Raw genomic sequence first — 15,226 nt, 5'->3', positions numbered from 1 at the left:
ACACCGGACACCACGCCGGACACCACGCCGGACGCCACGCCGGACGCCACGCCGGACGCCACGCCGGACGCCACGCACGGCACCACGCACGACATCCGCCCGTCGCGGGCCGCGGAAGCGCCCGTGACGGCGCACCGACGAGGAGGATCGATGAGGAATGGCGGTTTGCCGCAGCCAGGTGCTGCCGGGGAGAACGCGGCCACGACGACAGACCTGAAGCGCCGCAACGGAGCAGAGCGCGAGAACTGGTGGGACCTGCGCATCGGTTCCCAACCGGACGGGCCGCCCGCGACCCCGCACGCCGGGACCGCGCAGCCGGCGGCGAGCCCCGACGCGGGGGGCAACCCCTCCCGGGCGATCCGCGTCGGGCCCGATCCACTCTGCTCCCACATCTGGCAGGCCCAGGCGCTCGCCCGCGCGCACCAGCTCCGCGCGGACTGGGCCGCCTACGTCGTCGGCGCCCCCGCGGGCGTCGGCGAGGAGTTCGCCCGGTTGCTCGCCACCGTCGAACTCCTCTGCAGCCGCAGGCCCGGCCCGCGCAGGGCGTTCTCCGGCGCAGCGGTCGAGCAGACCTGGTCGGCCCTGCATGCCGCGGAGCTCATCCTGGTGGCCCGGCTCCCGGAGCGTGCCGTCGCCGGCATGCTCCCGTGGGTGGCGGACCAACTCCGCCGGCACGTTCCGCGCCGGGGCGTCCAGCGCTCGTCGATCCGGGCGCTGCTCCGGGCCCCGACCTCCGCGCGGACCGGCGGGGAAACCGGTGCGGGAACCCCGCCGCAGGCCCCGTCGAGGCCCTCCGTGTCGCCGGAGCGGCAGCAGGTCCTCCTGGCACTGCGCAGCGCCCACAGCGCCTCCGACGCAGCCCACGTGAGGGTTCGCAGCTTCAGCCGCCTCGTCGTGGTCGCCGGCGTCGCCGGGTTCCTCGCGGTCCTCTTCCTCTGCGCCTTCGCCGCCTGGCAGCCGGCGGCGCTGCCGCTGTGCACCGTGGAGCCGTTCGTCTGCCCGACCGCTGGACCCGACCGCCGGTTCGACGTCACCGTGGCGGCGCTGCTCGGCGCCGCCGGGGCGGTGCTCAGCGCCGCCGCCGCCCTGCGGCACATCGACGGCACCTCCACGCCCTACGCGGTCCCGGCCGCGCTCGCCGCCCTGAAGATCCCGCTCGGCGCCCTCACCGCGGTGCTCGGCCTGCTGGTGCTGCGCTCCGAGCCCGGCGGGATCGACCTGGGCCTGAGCAGCCCGGGAGCTCTGCTCGCCTGGGCGGTGGCGCTGGGCGTCTCGCAGGAGCTGTTCACCCACCTCGTCGACCTGCGGGGCCGAGCCCTGCTCGACGCCGTGGCCCCGAAGGCCGCCAGCACGCCCCCGGCGACCGCGCCCGCCTAGCCGTCGCTGCGCTGCCGAACCGCGCCGCTCACCGCCGCCCCCCGGACTGCCGGGCGGGTGGCGCGACGGCCAGCGCCAGGTCCACGGCCTCGGGCAGCGAGCCCACCACGGCCGCGGTCGCCTCCACCTCCTCCGGGCGGGTCAGCGGCGTCGGCACCAGCACCGCGCGGGCACCGGCGGCCAACGCGGCCTCCACGTCGGCGCCGATGTCACCGATGAGCAGGCACTCCGCCGGTGTCACCCCGAGGCGACGGGCCGCCTCCAGCACCATGCCCGGCTCGGGCTTGCGGTACGGGGACGGCGCGTCGGGGCCGTCGGGGCAGTACACGACGGCGTCGAACGGGCCGAGCAGCTCCTCGACGCGGGCGTTCACCGCGTCGACCTGCGCGGTCGTCAGCAGCCCCCGGCCGACGCCCGGCTGGTTGCTGACGATCGCCGTGGCCAGCCCCGCGGCGCGGACCCGCGCCAGCGCCTCCGCCGCTCCGTCCACCGGCCGGACCAGGTCCGGGTCGCCGTTGCAGGGGACGTCGTGCACGAGGGTGCCGTCGCGGTCGAAGAGCACCGCCCGCACCGGCGGCGGCCAGGACGCGGGGCGCCCCGGCCCCCGCCACGCCAGCTCCCCGCGCAGGCGGTGCCAGACCGCCAGCGGCGGGATGAGCGCGCTCGTGAGCAGCATCCGGCGCACCTCGTCGCCGCTGCGGGGACCCGGCGCGATGCGCCGCCACGCGAAATCGGCCGTCAGCCCCAGCCACCCCGCCGCGGCCACCGCCGCGACCCGACGCCGCCCGGTCGCCGCGGCGGCCAGCGTCCCGGCCCCTGCGGCGACGGTCACCGCGTGCCAGGGCAGTCGGCCCACCGCCGCCTCGGCGCGCTGCCGCCAGCGCGGGCCGTGCAGGGCGCCCATCAGGACGTCGTCGGCGTTGCCGCGCTGCTGGCGGGCGCTGGCGAGGTCGTCGGCGGGCCGGACCGGGCGCACGGAGGTGTGCTCGCCGCGCACCAGCCGCCACCCGGCGTCCTGCACGCGCAGCGCCAGGTCGGAGTCCTCCCGGAAGGCGCGGGGGAAGCGCTCGTCGAAGCCGCCGACGTCGACGAGGGCCTCGCGCCGGTACGCCATGTCCGCGGTGATCCACGCCGCTGTCTCCAGGCCGGCGGTGCCGCGCTCCCAGTCCGTCGGCCGCCGCCCCTGCGGCAGCGGCACCACCAGCCGGCCCTGCACGCCGCCCACGTCGGCGGGGCAGTCGGCCAGGTCGGCCGCGAGGGCCCGCGCCCAGCCGGCGGGCAGCTCCACGTCGTCGTCGACGAACACGATCCACTCGGTGCGCGCCCGCCGCCACCCCGCGTTGCGCGCCGCCGCGGCACCGCGCCCGCCGGAGCGGACGAGCAGCACGTCGAGCCCCGCCTCGCGCGCCTGCGCACAGGCCCGCTCGCACGGGTCCTGCGCGGGGTCCGCGCGCCGTCCGCTGAGGGAGGCTCCGTCGCGGGTCCCCGGGTCGGTGGGGCGGTCGTCGACCACGACGACCTGCACGGGGGCGGGGCCCTCCTGCCCCACCAGCGTCGTCAGCAGGCGCGCCAGGCCGGGCCGGCCCACCGTGGGCACGACCACGCAGTAGCGCGCCGACGCCGCGGCGACGTGTCGTCCCCGCCGTCCCTGCCGCCCGGCGGGGACGGGCGGGGTGGCGCCGGCCGGGCCCGCGCTCACGCGCTCGCCCGGTCGGCGAACGTGGACCGGCGCACCGGCTGCGGTCCCGGGGCGAGGGCGTCCACGGGGGCGGCGCCGAACAGCTCCAGGGCGTCGCGGGGGTGGCCGACCACCGGGCGCTCGCCGTGCTCGCGCCGGCTGGAGCACTCCTCCGCTGCCGTCACGACCTCGCCGTCGACGACCAGGGCCGCCGAGGGGTCGTGGACGACCGCGTTCACACCGAGGACGCGCATGGCTGCCTTCCGTCGAGCGGCACCGCCCGGCGGTGCGCGGGCGGTCCGGCGCCGGCGGCAGGAAGGGGGCTGCCGAGCCCCCTCCCGCCGGCTCCGACGTAGGCTGCCAGAGAGATCCGGGGGCCGCCCGGCCAGGCCGTCAGGCGTGTTCCGGGCCGGCCCGGCGGTGCCGATCGTGCTGGGGCGGAGCGGTCCGCCGGAGGAGGAGGGGAGATGGGAACCGACGCGGCCGACGGCTCCGCGCTCGCGGGCAGGTCCGTGCCCGGCTCCCCGGCCGGCTCCTCGGAGGTCAGCGACAGGGTCCTCACCCTGCCCAACGTGCTCAGCTTCCTGCGGCTGCTCCTGGTGCCCGTCTTCGCGGTCCTGGTGCTGGTCGAGGAGGACGCCTGGGCGCTGGTGCTGCTGGCCGTCAGCGGCGCCAGCGACTTCCTCGACGGCCACCTGGCACGGAAGTGGGGGCAGGTCACCCGGCTGGGGCAGCTGCTCGACCCCTTCGCCGACCGCCTCTACATCCTCGCCGCGCTGCTCGGCCTCGCCTACCGCGGGCTGGTGCCGTGGGAGCTGGTCGCCGTCCTCGTCGCCCGCGACGTGCTGCTCGCCGCCACCGTGCCCTTCCTCGCCAGCGTCGGCCACGGCCCGCCGCCGGTGCACTTCCTCGGCAAGCTCGGCACGTTCTGCCTGCTCTACGCCTTTCCGCTGCTGCTGCTGGGGGAGGTGGTCCCCGCGCTGTCCACGGTGGCCGGGTCGCTGGGCTGGGCGTTCGCGCTGTGGGGCACGGGGCTCTACTGGTGGGCGGGGTTCCTCTACGTGCGTCAGGTGCGGGCGCTGGTGGTGGCGGAGAGGTCCCACGGCGCGTGAGCGGGCTGCCCGGACGGGGAGCGGGGTCGCCGCCGCGCGACGCCAGCATGCGGTTGCTGACCGACGTGATGGACCACCCGCTGGACCCCGGCTACGAGGCGGCGGCGCGGCGGCGGGCGGCGGGCGGGGCCACCGGTGGGGCGCGGCGGTCCTCGGCCCTGGCGGCGGGCGTGCTGGCGGCGCTGCTGGGGGCGCTGCTGGTCACGGCGGCGCAGGTGGCGGCGGCGGGGCGGCCCGACGCCGACCGCGGGCGGCAGGAGCTGCTGCAACGGGTGGAGGAGCGCACCGCGGCCGCCGACGCGCTGGCGGGGGCCACCGCGCGGCTGCGCGCGGAGAACGAGCGGCTGCAGTCGAGGGTGGCGGGCGCGGGCGCGGCCGCTGACGCGGAGCGCGCCGACGCCCTCGCGCCGGCCGTCGGGGCGCTGCCCGTCACGGGCCCGGGCCTGGAGGTCGTCCTGGCCGACGCTGCAGCCGACGCCGCCGGGGAGGCCACGGAGGGCCGGGTGGTGGACCGGGACCTGCAGCTCCTCGTCAACGGCCTGTGGGCGGCGGGCGCGGAGGCGGTGGCGGTGGACGGGCAGCGGCTCACGGCCCTGTCGGCGATCCGCTCCGCCGGTGCGGCCGTCCTGGTCAACTACCGGCCGCTGGTCCCGCCGTACGAGGTGGAGGCGGTGGGTGACCCCGCCGCCCTGCAGACGGGTCTGGCGGCGTCGCCGGCCGGCAGCTACCTGCGGGCGCTGGAGGACAACTACGGCATCGGCGTGAGCATCACCCGCCGCGACGAGCTGCTGCTGCCGGCGGCGGACACGGTGGGCCTGCGGCTGGCGCAGCCGCCCGGCGCCCCGCCCGCTGCGGGCGCGCTACCGTCGCCCCCGGTCGACGCCTCGGGGGAGGGACGCTCGTGATCGCGGCACTGGGCCTGCTCGTCGGCATCGTGGCGGGGGTGCTGCTGCGCCCGGAGGTGCCGCTGGCGCTGCAGCCGTACCTGCCGATCGCGGTGGTCGCCGCGCTGGACGCGGTCTTCGGCGGCCTGCGCGCCGTCCTCGACGGCATCTTCGACGACCGGGTGTTCGTGACGTCGTTCGCGAGCAACGCCGTGGTGGCGGGCCTCATCGTCTACCTCGGCGACCAGCTCGGCGTGGGGGCGCAGCTGTCCACGGGCGTGGTCGTCGTCCTCGGGGTGCGGATCTTCTCCAACGCCGCCTCGATCCGCCGCCACCTCCTCTCGGCATGAGCCCCGGCACGGGCGAGCCCACCGGCGCAGCCGGTCCCGGCGACCTTGGCCCCGGCGATCCCGGGCCCGGCGGCTCGGCGGTCCCCGCGCCCGGCCCGCCGCGGCGCTCCGCCTGGGCGCGGCTGGCGCGCGCCGCCCGCCCCCGTGCGACGCGGGGGCAGGTGCTCGCGGGGGTGCTCAGCGCCCTGCTGGGCTTCGCCGTGGTGGCGCAGGTCCGGCAGACGCAGGCGCAGGGGCTGGAGGAGCTCAGCGAGAGCGAGCTGGTGCGCATCCTCTCCGACACCTCCGACCGCTCCGAGCGGCTGGAGGAGGAGGCGCGGCGGCTGGAGCGCACCCGCTCGGAGCTGACCGCCGGCGGCGACGGCGCGGAGGCCGCGGCCCGCGCGGCACGGCAGCGGCTGGTGACGTACTCGCTGCTGGCAGGGACGGTAGCCGCGCAGGGGCCGGGGATCGTGCTGCGGATCGAGGACGCCGCGGGGACCGTGCGCGCCGGCACCCTGCTGGACGCGGTGCAGGAGCTGCGCGACGCGGGCGCGGAGGCCCTGCAGCTGGGCCCGGTGCGGGTGGTGGCCTCCACGGCCCTCGCCGACGCGCCCGGTGGTGGCGTGCTGGTGGACGGGCAGCAGCTGCGCCCCCCGTACGAGCTGACGGCCGTGGGCGACCCCGACACCCTGGCGCCCGCGCTCGACATCCCCGGCGGCGTGCTGGAGGGGGTGCGCTCGCGGGGCGGGACAGCGACGGTGACCCCCTCCGAGCGGGTCGAGGTGACGGCCGTGCGACCGGCGCCCGACCTGCGGTGGGCCACCCCGGTGCCGCCGGCGCCCGGCCCCTGACCGGCCCCGGCCGGGCCGCGGCGCGGGCGGGCTGCGACCCGTCGGCGCAGGGCGGTACGGTTCCTCGGCACGTGCCGCCCGAACCACCCGCGAGTCCCCTGGGAGCCGCCATGTCGTCCGACGTGCCCGCCGAGCTGCGCTACACCAGCGAGCACGAGTGGGTGCGCGTCCAGGAGGACGGCACCCTCACCGTCGGCATCACCGACTACGCGCAGTCCGCGCTGGGCGACGTCGTCTACGTCTCCCTGCCCGCCGAGGGGGAGACCGTGGCCGCGGGCGCGGCGTGCGGCGAGGTCGAGTCGACCAAGAGCGTCAGCGAGATCACCGCCCCGGTCGCGGGCACCGTGCTCGCGCACAACCCGGGCCTGGAGACGCGCCCCGACCTCGTGAACGCGGACCCCTACGGCGAGGGGTGGATGTTCACACTGCGCCCGGACGACGCCTCCGCGGTCGAGGGCCTGCTGAGCGCGGAGGACTACACCGCCCACGCGGGCTGAGCCCGCCCGGCCGGGCGCCCGGGGACTGCTCCCCTCGGGGGTCCTGCCGATCCTCTGTGGAGCCGCGGCGAGCCCCGCGGCTAGTCTGGAACCGGTGATCGTCGAGTGCTGTCGCCGGGCGGCCGGGGGGCCGGTCACACCAGGGGTTCTGTTCCGAGAGGTGGTGCCATGTCGCCGTCAGGTGGCGGAGCGGTCGAGCCGGACGGCCCGGGCGCGCGGCCGCCGGCCGGAGCCGGTCACGGGGACGACCGCAGCGGGGTCGAGACGACGATGTCCTTCGCCGGGCTCGTCCCGCGCGAGGTCGTCGAGTCGGTCGACGGGGAGCTGTCCAGCGACGACCAGCTGGCCGTCGACGCGCTCCCGCCGGACTCCGCGCTGCTCGTCGTGCGCCGCGGCCCCAACGCCGGGGCCCGCTTCCTGCTCGACGCGCCGCGCACGTCGGCGGGCCGGCACCCGAGCAGCGACATCTTCCTCGACGACGTCACGGTCTCCCGTCGGCACGCCGAGTTCGTCCGTGACGAGGGGGGCGAGGGCGTGACCTTCCGGGTCGTCGACGTCGGCAGCCTCAACGGCACCTACGTCGACCGCGAGCGCATCGACGAGAAGGTGCTGCGCACGGGCGACGAGGTCCAGATCGGCAAGTTCCGCATGGTCTTCCACGCCGGCAGGCACGCAGGGCCCCCGCCCGCCGGCGGGTCGGGGCGGTGACGGCGGCGGCCGGCCGCCCGCAGGGGTCCCGGCCCGTCGCCGTCGCCGGGGCCGCCTCGCGGCCGACGATGACGATCGGCGAGGTGATGGCGCAGCTGTCGGGGGACTTCCCCGACGTGACGATCTCCAAGATCCGGTTCCTGGAGGAACAGGGCCTGGTCGAGCCGGAGCGCACCCCCGCCGGGTACCGGAAGTTCTCCGAGGCCGACGTCGAGCGGCTGCGCTACGTCCTCGGCGCCCAGCGCGACCACTACCTGCCGCTCAAGGTCATCAAGGAGCACCTGGAGGCTCTCGACCGCGGCTTCGAGCCGCCGGCGCTGCCGGGTGCGACTCCGGTCGTGCCGCGCCCGGGTGGTGGCGGTGCGGACGACGGCGTCGAGCGCTTCTCCTCGCGGGCTGCGCGGCTGCGCATCACCCGAGGCGAGCTGCTGCGCGACTCCGGCGCGGACGAGGAGCTGCTGCAGGCGCTGGAGACGTTCGGCATCGTCTCCGCGGAGCCGGGTGGGCCGTGGTTCGACGGCGAGGCGCTGGAGGTGGTGCGGGCGGCGGCCGGTCTGGCGGCGTTCGGCATCGAGGCGCGCCACCTGCGGACCTTCCGCACGGCGGCGGACCGGGAGCTGGCGCTGGTCGAGCAGGTCGTGGCCCCGCTGCAGCGGCAGCGGCAGGGTGAGGTGGCCGCCCGTGCGGGGGAGGCGGCCCGGGACATCGCCGCGCTGTGCGTGCGGCTGCACACGGCGCTCGTGGCCAGCGGAGTGCACCGCCTGACGGGCTGAGCGGCGCGCCCTCGGGCGCCGTCGCGGCGGATCGGGGGTAGCGTGAGGGCGTGCGCGAGCTCGACGTCATCGGGGTCCGGGTGGAGATGCCCTCGAACAACCCGATCGTGCTCCTGCGGGAGCGCAACGGAGACCGGTACCTGCCCATCTGGATCGGCGCCCCCGAGGCGAGCGCGATCGCGTTCGCCCAGCAAGGGGTGGTGCCACCCCGGCCACTGACGCACGATCTCCTCCGCGACGTGATCACCGCCCTGGGTCGCACGCTGGTCGAGGTCCGGATCGTGGCGATGCAGGACAACGTCTACTACGCCGAGCTGGTCTTCGACGGGGACCTGCGCGTGAGTTCGCGCTCCTCCGACGCGATCGCCCTGGCACTGCGGGTCGGCTGCCCCATCGTGGGCGCCGAGGAGGTCCTCGAGGCGGGCGGCGTCCCGGTTCCGGACGAGGACGAGGACGAGGTCGAGAAGTTCCGCGAGTTCCTCGACCACATCACGCCGGAGGACTTCGAGGCCGCGGGCCCGGAGGAGACCGGCGAGGAACCGCCCGCGCGGTGAGGCGTCTCTCCCGCCCGGAGCCGGAACGGTCGTGCGCACCGACTGGCCGCGACACGCGGCGTGTCGGATGCGGTTGTCGTTGACGACCCCTTGACTCACCCCTAACGTCTGTGCAGAGCGTCACCACCGTGCTCCCTCGGTTCATGGTCCGTCAGCGGGCCGCGGCCAGGGGGCGTGCGGCACCTGGCCGCGCGGGATTCCAGCCCGACCGGTGGCGACGATGACGAGGAGGCCGGCGTGACTGGTGGCGGCGACGTGACAGCAGGACCCCGGGTGTCGGGCGAGGACGGGGCCCCGCGCCCCGACGTGCTGCCCGCCGCCGAGCGGGCCGGGGCTCCCGAGGTGCCCCTGCACGCCCCCGTCGTAGGCCTCGACGCCGAGGTGGGCTACCGGGGCCCGACCGCGTGCCGGGTCGCGGGGATCACCTACCGCCAGCTGGACTACTGGGCCCGCACCGGCCTTGTCGAGCCCAGCGTCCGCTCGGCGGCCGGGTCCGGCTCCCAGCGCCTGTACAGCTTCCGCGACGTCCTCGTCCTCAAGGTCGTCAAGCGCCTGCTCGACACGGGGGTGTCCCTGCAGCAGATCCGCACCGCGGTGATGCACCTGCGGGAGCGCGGTGTGGAGGACCTCGCCCGCATCACGCTCATGAGCGACGGCGCCAGCGTCTACGAGTGCACGTCCCCCGACGAGGTGATCGACCTCGTGCAGGGCGGGCAGGGCGTGTTCGGCATCGCGGTGGGCCGGGTGTGGCGTGAGCTGGAGGGCACGCTGGCCTCGTTCCCGAGCGAGCGCCCCGCGGACCACCGGGCGCCCGAGGTGCCGCTGGAGACCGTGGACGAGCTGAGCAACCGCCGCCGCGCCCGCGAGGCCGGCTGACCGTCGCGCTGCCGCGGCCGGTGCGTCAGGACCGGGCCGCGTCGCTGCCGCGGGAGGCCGGGGAGACGTCTGCCGCGCTCACCCTGCCGCCGCTGACCTCGACGACCCAGTCGGTGGTGTCCGTGCAGGCCCTGCGCGCCGCGTCGTTGTGGCGCTCCAGGTCCTCCTCGGCCAGGCCGCTGCCACCGCTCCACGCCCTGCCCGGCTGCAGGCCCGTGTAGCGGATCCCCAGCCAGAACGCGGGCTCCTGCACCTCCAGGCCGTCCTCGTCACGCTCGACGAGCACGTGGGTGACGTACGGGCGGCCGTGGCCGTCGACGCCGTCGAGGACCACGAGGCGGGAACCGGCCTGGGACGGCGTGGCGGGCACGCCGACGGTGCAGAGCACCTGCGGAGCGCGGTCCGGGCCGGGCGCGAGGTCGGGGGAGTGGTGCGCGCCGCCGGACATGCCGATGCAGTCGTCGTTGCGCTCGCAGAGCGCGACCATCGCCTCGGGGGTGCGCTGCGCGGCCAGGTCGACGACGTGGGCGACGCGCTCGCGGGCCTCCTCCTCGCCGACGGCCGCCGCGGGGCCGGTGGGCGCTGCGGTGCAGCCGGTCAGCAGCACGGCGCCCAGCAGCGTGGAGCCCAGCAGGGCGGGGGACGGGCGGAGCACGGTGCGACTGTAGTGGTGCCGCAGCCCGCGTCGGGCCGGCCCTAGTCCAGCAGGTGCCCGTGGCGCAGGGCGCGCGCGGAGAACGGGTCGACGACCCAGTCGTGGGTGTCCGGCAGCCACACGACACTGGCGATGAGGGCGTTGGCCCAGGCCTCCAGCAGCGTGGGCAGGTGCACGGCCCAGCCGAGAGCGAACTCCTCGCCGGGGTCGTCGAGCATGAGCTGGTCGACGATGCTCTCGGCGCGGTCGAGCCGCACCGCGAGGAACTGCTCGTCGCGGGCGAACAGGGGCAGCCGCCCGCCGAAGTCCCGCGGGCTGCGCTCCTGCACCCGGCGCACCGCCGCTGCCAACGACAGCGGCACCCAGCGGCCGGGGCCGACGGTGGGGGAGGAGGAGCGGAAGCGGCTGCGGACGGGCTCGACGCCGTCGACGGCACAGAACCACGCGCGCGCTCCGGGTGGCAGTTCGGCACCGAGGGCCCGTTCGGCGGCGGCGAGGTCGCAGTCGTCGGCGCCGGAGCGCAGCCGGGTGGCGATGTCGGCGCCGACCCGGGACCACTGGGCGTAGAGGTCGGCGACGCGGTGCAGCACCTCGGCTGCCTCGTCGTGCGTCTCGCTCTCCTGCACGCTCAGCCCGTCCGGCACGGAGGACACGCTCACGCCGTCCGGCACGGAGGAGGGGTCACCGACCGCCATGGAACCCCCTTGATCCGCCTCGTCACCACCGGTCCGTATCGTCACGCTCCGTGAGCACCCCCAGCTCGCCACCGTAGGTGAGCCGGGGCCCGCACCGCCAGCCCGCGATCACCTCCCGAAGCCGTCACCGCCCGGCCGGTGAGACGGCGAGCACGCGCCCCAGCAGGTCGTCGAACGTCGCGCACAGCTCGCGCGCGGCCGCGCCGCGCAGCGCGTGCAGCGGAACGCCCGCCCCCTGCGCCTGCTGGATCGCCGCCCGCTCCGGAACGGGGGGCAGCAGCAGCTCGCCGACGAGCTCGCGCAGCTCGTCGTGGCGGAAGCGCTGCTCCGGGGAGCGGGGCAGGTAGCGGTTGACCACGACGCCCAGGGGGCGCGCCGCACCGTCCTGGGCGGCGAGCTCGCGCAGGGTGCGGTCCACCGCGGCGACGGAGAAGCGGCCGGCGTCGGAGACCACCAGGGCGGCGTCGCTGCACGCCCACGCGGAGCGGGTGAGCGCGCCCAGCGACGGCGGGCAGTCCAGCAGCACCAGGTCGTGCTCGGGTGCCTTGCGCAGGGCGGTGGAGAGCACCTGCAGCGCGCGGCCGGTGACCTCCGGGTCGTCGCGCAGCGCGGAGGAGCCGGAGCCGACGAGGACGTCGAGCTGCCCCGGGTGGTCCCCGGCCCAGCCGCTGGGGGCCACAGCGCCGTCGACGACCTTGCGCTTGGGGGTGGCGAGCACCGCGGCGAGGTCGTGGGGGCGCCGTGCGGTGACGTCGAGACCGCTGGTGGCGTCCGCCTGCGGGTCCAGGTCCACCACGAGTGTCGCAATCCCGCGACGCAGCGCTGCCGCAGCCAGACCCAGGGTGACGCTCGTCTTGCCGACGCCGCCCTTGAGGCTGCAGACGCTGAGGACGATCATCACGCACAGGGTACTGCCCTGCGGGACAGGGGAAGCCCGCCTTCCTCGGTTACCCTTGCCTCGGCCGTCAACCCCGCGCGGGAGAGCCCCCGCCGACGCCCACCAGCCGCCCCCGGTGGCTGGGTCGAGCGGGGCGCCGAAGGGGCAACCCTCCCCGGAACCTCTCAGGCGCCCGGACCGCGCGGATCAGGCCGCTCTGAAGTGCCGCGACACCGCGGCGCGACAGACGGGGAGGTCCGCCCGGCGCTGCCCGCGCCGGCTGCCGCCCGAGCGACGGAGACCTCATGACGACGACCGCCGACCGTCCCGCCACCCCCAGCGACGAGGCGCCGGGTCGTCCCGCCGCGGCTCCCGCCGCCGTGGAGCGCTTCGCCGACCGCCACCTGGGCCCGCGCCTCGCCGAGCGCGAGCGCATGCTGGCCGTCGTGGGCGCGGCCTCCCTCGCCGAGCTCGTCGAGCGGGCCGTGCCCGCCGGCATCCGCGACGACGTGCGCGGCGCCCCGGCACTGGAGCTGCCCGCGGCCGCCGGTGAGCACGTCGTGACCGCCGAGCTGCGGGCGCTGGCGGCGCGCAACACGGTGGTGCCCTCGATGATCGGCGCCGGGTACCACGGCACCCGCACCCCCGCGGTGATCCGGCGCAACGTGCTGGAGAGCCCTGCCTGGTACACCGCCTACACCCCGTACCAGCCGGAGATCTCCCAGGGTCGCCTGGAGGCGCTGCTCAACTTCCAGACGGCCGTGGCGGACCTGACGGGACTGGAGATCTCCGGGGCGTCGCTGCTGGACGAGGCGACCGCCGCGGCGGAGGCGATGACGCTGGCGCGCCGGGTGTCCAAGGCTCCCGAGGGCGCGGTGTTCGCGGTGGACTCCGACGTGCTGCCGCAGACGCTGGCGGTGCTGCGCACCCGGGCCGTGCCGCTGGGCATCGACCTGCTGCTCGTGGACGTCGACGCCGCCGACCCGCTCGCGGAGGTGGGCGAGCGCGGCGTGTTCGGGCTGCTGCTGCAGTACCCCGGCACGAGCGGGGCGGTGCGCGACCACGAGCCGCTGGTGCGGGCGGCGCACGAGCGCGGCGCCCTCGTCGCGGCGGCGGTGGACCTGCTCGCGATGACGCTGCTGCGCCCGCCGGGGGAGATCGGCGTGGACGTCGCGGTCGGCTCCAGCCAGCGCTTCGGGGTGCCCATGTACGCGGGTGGCCCGCACGCGGCGTTCATGGCCGTGCGCAAGGACCTCGCCCGTTCCCTGCCGGGGCGCCTGGTGGGCGTGTCCAAGGACGCCGACGGCGCCCCCGCCTACCGCCTGGCCCTGCAGACCCGGGAGCAGCACATCCGGCGGGAGCGGGCCACCAGCAACATCTGCACCGCGCAGGTGCTGCTGGCGGTGATGGCCGGGATGTACGCGGTGTGGCACGGCCCGGAGGGCCTGCGCGCCATCGCCTCCCGGGTGGCCTCGACCGCGGCCGGGATCGCGGCGGCCCTGCGCGCGGGTGGCGTGGAGGTCGTGCACGACGAGTTCTTCGACACGGTGCTGGCCCGGGTCCCCGGCCGAGCCGGCGAAGTGGTGGCGCGGGCGCTGGCGGCGGGGGTGAACCTGCGCCGGGTGGACGCCGACCACGTCGCCCTCAGCTGCGACGAGACCACCGAGGCGCGGCACGTGGCCGCGGCGCTGGCCGGTTTCGGGCTCGACGCCGACGCCTCCGAGGGCTCCGACGGCGCAGACGCCCTGCCCCCGGCGCTGCGTCGCACCTCCGGGTACCTGACCCACCCGGTGTTCTCCCGCTACCGCTCGGAGACGGCGATGCTGCGCTACCTGCGCCGCCTCTCCGACGCCGACTACGCCCTCGACCGCGGTGCGATCCCGCTGGGCTCCTGCACGATGAAGCTCAACGCCACCACCGAGCTGGAGCCGGTGTCGTGGCCGGAGTTCGCGGACCTGCACCCGTACGCCCCGGCCGAGCAGCTCGAGGGCACCCGGGCGCTGGTCGCCGACCTGGAGCGCTGGCTGGCCGAGGTCACCGGCTACGACGCGGTGTCGCTGCAGCCCAACGCCGGGTCGCAGGGGGAGTTCGCGGGGCTGCTGGCGATCCGCGCCTACCACCGCGCCAACGGCGACGAGCAGCGCACGGTCTGCCTCATCCCGTCCTCCGCGCACGGCACGAACGCCGCCAGCGCGGTGATGGCCGGCCTGCGCGTCGTCGTGGTGGCCTGCGACGACAACGGCAACGTCGACATGGACGACCTGCGCGCGAAGGTCGAGGCCCACCGCGACGTCCTCGCCGGCATCATGATCACCTACCCGTCGACGCACGGGGTGTTCGAGGAGTCGGTGGAGGAGCTCTGCGCCCTGGTGCACGACGCGGGCGGGCAGGTCTACGTCGACGGCGCGAACCTCAACGCCCTCGTCGGCATCGCCCGCCCGGGCCGCTTCGGGGCGGACGTGTCGCACCTCAACCTGCACAAGACGTTCTGCATCCCCCACGGCGGGGGCGGTCCCGGGGTGGGGCCGGTCGCGGTGCGGGAGCACCTGGCGCGCTTCCTGCCCGCCACCACCCTCGACGAGGAGACCGCCCGCGCGGGTGTCGGCCCGGTCTCGGCCGCGCCGCTGGGGTCCGCGGGCATCCTGCCGATCTCCTGGGCCTACATCCGGCTGATGGGCCCCGACGGGCTGCGGGAGGCCACCGAGCAGGCGATCCTGTCGGCCAACTACGTCGCCGCCCGCCTCCGCGACGCCTACCCGGTGCTCTACGCCGGCCCCGGCGGGTTCGTGGCGCACGAGTGCATCCTCGACCTGCGCCGGATCACGAAGGAGACCGGCGTCAGCGTCGACGACGTCGCCAAGCGGCTCATCGACCACGGCTTCCACGCCCCGACGATGTCGTTCCCGGTGGCGGGCACCCTCATGGTCGAGCCCACGGAGAGCGAGGACCTGGAGGAGCTGGACCGCTTCTGCGACGCCATGCTCGCGATCCGCGAGGAGGTCCGGGACGTCGAGCGGGGCCGCTGGGCCGTGGCGGACAGCCCGCTGCGCCACGCACCGCACACGGCCGCGTGCCTGACGGGGGAGTGGGAGCACCCGTACACCCGCGCCGAGGCCGTCTACCCGGCCGGGCTGGACCCGCGCCGGAAGTACTGGGTGCCGGTGCGCCGCATCGACGGCGCCGCGGGGGATCGGCAGCTCGTCTGCTCCTGCCCGCCGCTGGACGAGCTCGCGGAGGGCTGACTCGCGCAGGGCCGACTGGCGCAGGGCCGACTCGCGCAGGGCTGAGCCGCGACGCGACGGGGCGGGAACCGGAGACGGTTTCCGCCCCGTTGTGCAACCGAGAGTGATCGCACGT

General features: G+C 76.6%; 16 protein-coding genes and 1 riboswitch. Of the genes, 11 read left to right on the top strand and 5 right to left on the bottom strand.

The annotated features are described in order from the left end of the window. Positions 1 to 150 precede the first annotated feature (150 nt). Complete coding sequence (locus tag CLV92_RS18125) at positions 151 to 1,377, top strand: hypothetical protein (protein WP_158257326.1); 1,227 nt, start codon at positions 151 to 153, stop codon at positions 1,375 to 1,377. Between the two features lie 28 nt (positions 1,378 to 1,405). Here the strand turns inward: CLV92_RS18125 and CLV92_RS18120 are convergent, their stop codons facing one another. Together CLV92_RS18120 and CLV92_RS18115 are read right to left on the bottom strand one after the other, a co-directional pair. After that, a complete protein-coding gene (locus tag CLV92_RS18120; protein ID WP_342762363.1) occupies positions 1,406 to 2,980 on the bottom strand; it encodes an HAD-IIIA family hydrolase in 1,575 nt (524 codons plus the stop codon). A gap of 92 nt (positions 2,981 to 3,072) precedes the next feature. Next, the gene (locus CLV92_RS18115) at positions 3,073 to 3,309 is read right to left on the bottom strand and encodes a hypothetical protein (protein WP_104435098.1); all 237 of its coding nucleotides are present in this window, start codon (positions 3,307 to 3,309) and stop codon (positions 3,073 to 3,075) included. Positions 3,310 to 3,522: 213 nt separating this feature from the next. Here CLV92_RS18115 and clsA point away from each other — a divergent pair, with 213 nt between their 5' ends. The 9 genes from clsA to CLV92_RS18070 all read left to right on the top strand — a co-directional run bounded on the left by clsA (position 3,523) and on the right by CLV92_RS18070 (position 9,642). Further along, a complete protein-coding gene (gene clsA, locus CLV92_RS18110) occupies positions 3,523 to 4,167 on the top strand; it encodes a cardiolipin synthase ClsA (protein WP_104435096.1) in 645 nt (214 codons plus the stop codon). Beyond that, positions 4,164 to 5,072 carry a DUF881 domain-containing protein gene (locus CLV92_RS18105; RefSeq protein ID WP_211291255.1) on the top strand — a complete coding sequence of 303 codons (909 nt, stop codon included), beginning with the start codon at positions 4,164 to 4,166 and terminating at the stop codon, positions 5,070 to 5,072. The genes clsA and CLV92_RS18105 overlap by 4 nt, the downstream gene beginning before the upstream one ends. Continuing rightward, complete coding sequence (locus tag CLV92_RS18100; RefSeq protein ID WP_104435093.1) at positions 5,069 to 5,401, top strand: small basic family protein; 333 nt, start codon at positions 5,069 to 5,071, stop codon at positions 5,399 to 5,401. The genes CLV92_RS18105 and CLV92_RS18100 overlap by 4 nt, the downstream gene beginning before the upstream one ends. Continuing rightward, positions 5,398 to 6,234, top strand: coding sequence for a DUF881 domain-containing protein (locus CLV92_RS18095; RefSeq protein ID WP_104435091.1), 837 nt, complete (start codon positions 5,398 to 5,400; stop codon positions 6,232 to 6,234). Before CLV92_RS18100 ends, CLV92_RS18095 begins: the two co-directional genes overlap by 4 nt. Before the next feature lie 110 nt (positions 6,235 to 6,344). Further along, positions 6,345 to 6,731, top strand: a complete 387-nt coding sequence (gene gcvH / locus CLV92_RS18090) for a glycine cleavage system protein GcvH (protein ID WP_104435190.1) — start codon at positions 6,345 to 6,347, stop codon at positions 6,729 to 6,731. 168 nt (positions 6,732 to 6,899) lie between these two features. Further along, on the top strand, positions 6,900 to 7,439 hold the full coding sequence (locus tag CLV92_RS18085) for an FHA domain-containing protein (protein ID WP_104435089.1): 540 nt from the start codon (positions 6,900 to 6,902) through the stop codon (positions 7,437 to 7,439). Positions 7,440 to 7,507: 68 nt separating this feature from the next. Beyond that, positions 7,508 to 8,212, top strand: coding sequence for a transcriptional regulator FtsR (ftsR, locus tag CLV92_RS18080; protein WP_104435188.1), 705 nt, complete (start codon positions 7,508 to 7,510; stop codon positions 8,210 to 8,212). Positions 8,213 to 8,262: 50 nt separating this feature from the next. Continuing rightward, entirely contained in the window at positions 8,263 to 8,766 is a 504-nt protein-coding gene (locus CLV92_RS18075) for a bifunctional nuclease family protein (RefSeq protein ID WP_104435088.1), read from the top strand. Between the two features lie 309 nt (positions 8,767 to 9,075). Next, positions 9,076 to 9,642 (top strand): MerR family transcriptional regulator, encoded by a 567-nt coding sequence (locus tag CLV92_RS18070; protein ID WP_425433590.1) that lies wholly within the window; start codon positions 9,076 to 9,078, stop codon positions 9,640 to 9,642. A 25-nt stretch (positions 9,643 to 9,667) separates the two neighbouring features. Here the strand turns inward: CLV92_RS18070 and CLV92_RS18065 are convergent, their stop codons facing one another. The 3 genes from CLV92_RS18065 to CLV92_RS18055 all read right to left on the bottom strand — a co-directional run bounded on the left by CLV92_RS18065 (position 9,668) and on the right by CLV92_RS18055 (position 11,890). Continuing rightward, a complete protein-coding gene (locus tag CLV92_RS18065) occupies positions 9,668 to 10,297 on the bottom strand; it encodes a hypothetical protein (protein WP_104435086.1) in 630 nt (209 codons plus the stop codon). Between the two features lie 41 nt (positions 10,298 to 10,338). Continuing rightward, positions 10,339 to 10,992 (bottom strand): SMI1/KNR4 family protein, encoded by a 654-nt coding sequence (locus CLV92_RS18060; protein WP_104435085.1) that lies wholly within the window; start codon positions 10,990 to 10,992, stop codon positions 10,339 to 10,341. 124 nt (positions 10,993 to 11,116) lie between these two features. Further along, entirely contained in the window at positions 11,117 to 11,890 is a 774-nt protein-coding gene (locus tag CLV92_RS18055; RefSeq protein WP_104435084.1) for a ParA family protein, read from the bottom strand. Positions 11,891 to 11,958: 68 nt separating this feature from the next. Next, a riboswitch (glycine riboswitch) is annotated at positions 11,959 to 12,080 on the top strand. Between the two features lie 94 nt (positions 12,081 to 12,174). On the opposite strand from CLV92_RS18055, the gene gcvP reads away from it, so the two are divergent. Further along, a complete protein-coding gene (gene gcvP, locus CLV92_RS18050; protein WP_104435083.1) occupies positions 12,175 to 15,111 on the top strand; it encodes an aminomethyl-transferring glycine dehydrogenase in 2,937 nt (978 codons plus the stop codon). Positions 15,112 to 15,226: the final 115 nt, after the last annotated feature.

Source organism: Kineococcus xinjiangensis (assembly GCF_002934625.1).
Classification (GTDB): domain Bacteria; phylum Actinomycetota; class Actinomycetes; order Actinomycetales; family Kineococcaceae; genus Kineococcus_A; species Kineococcus_A xinjiangensis.
The sequence above is the reverse complement of the archived record's forward strand: the minus strand, read 5'-3'. Positions and strand labels throughout refer to the sequence as shown.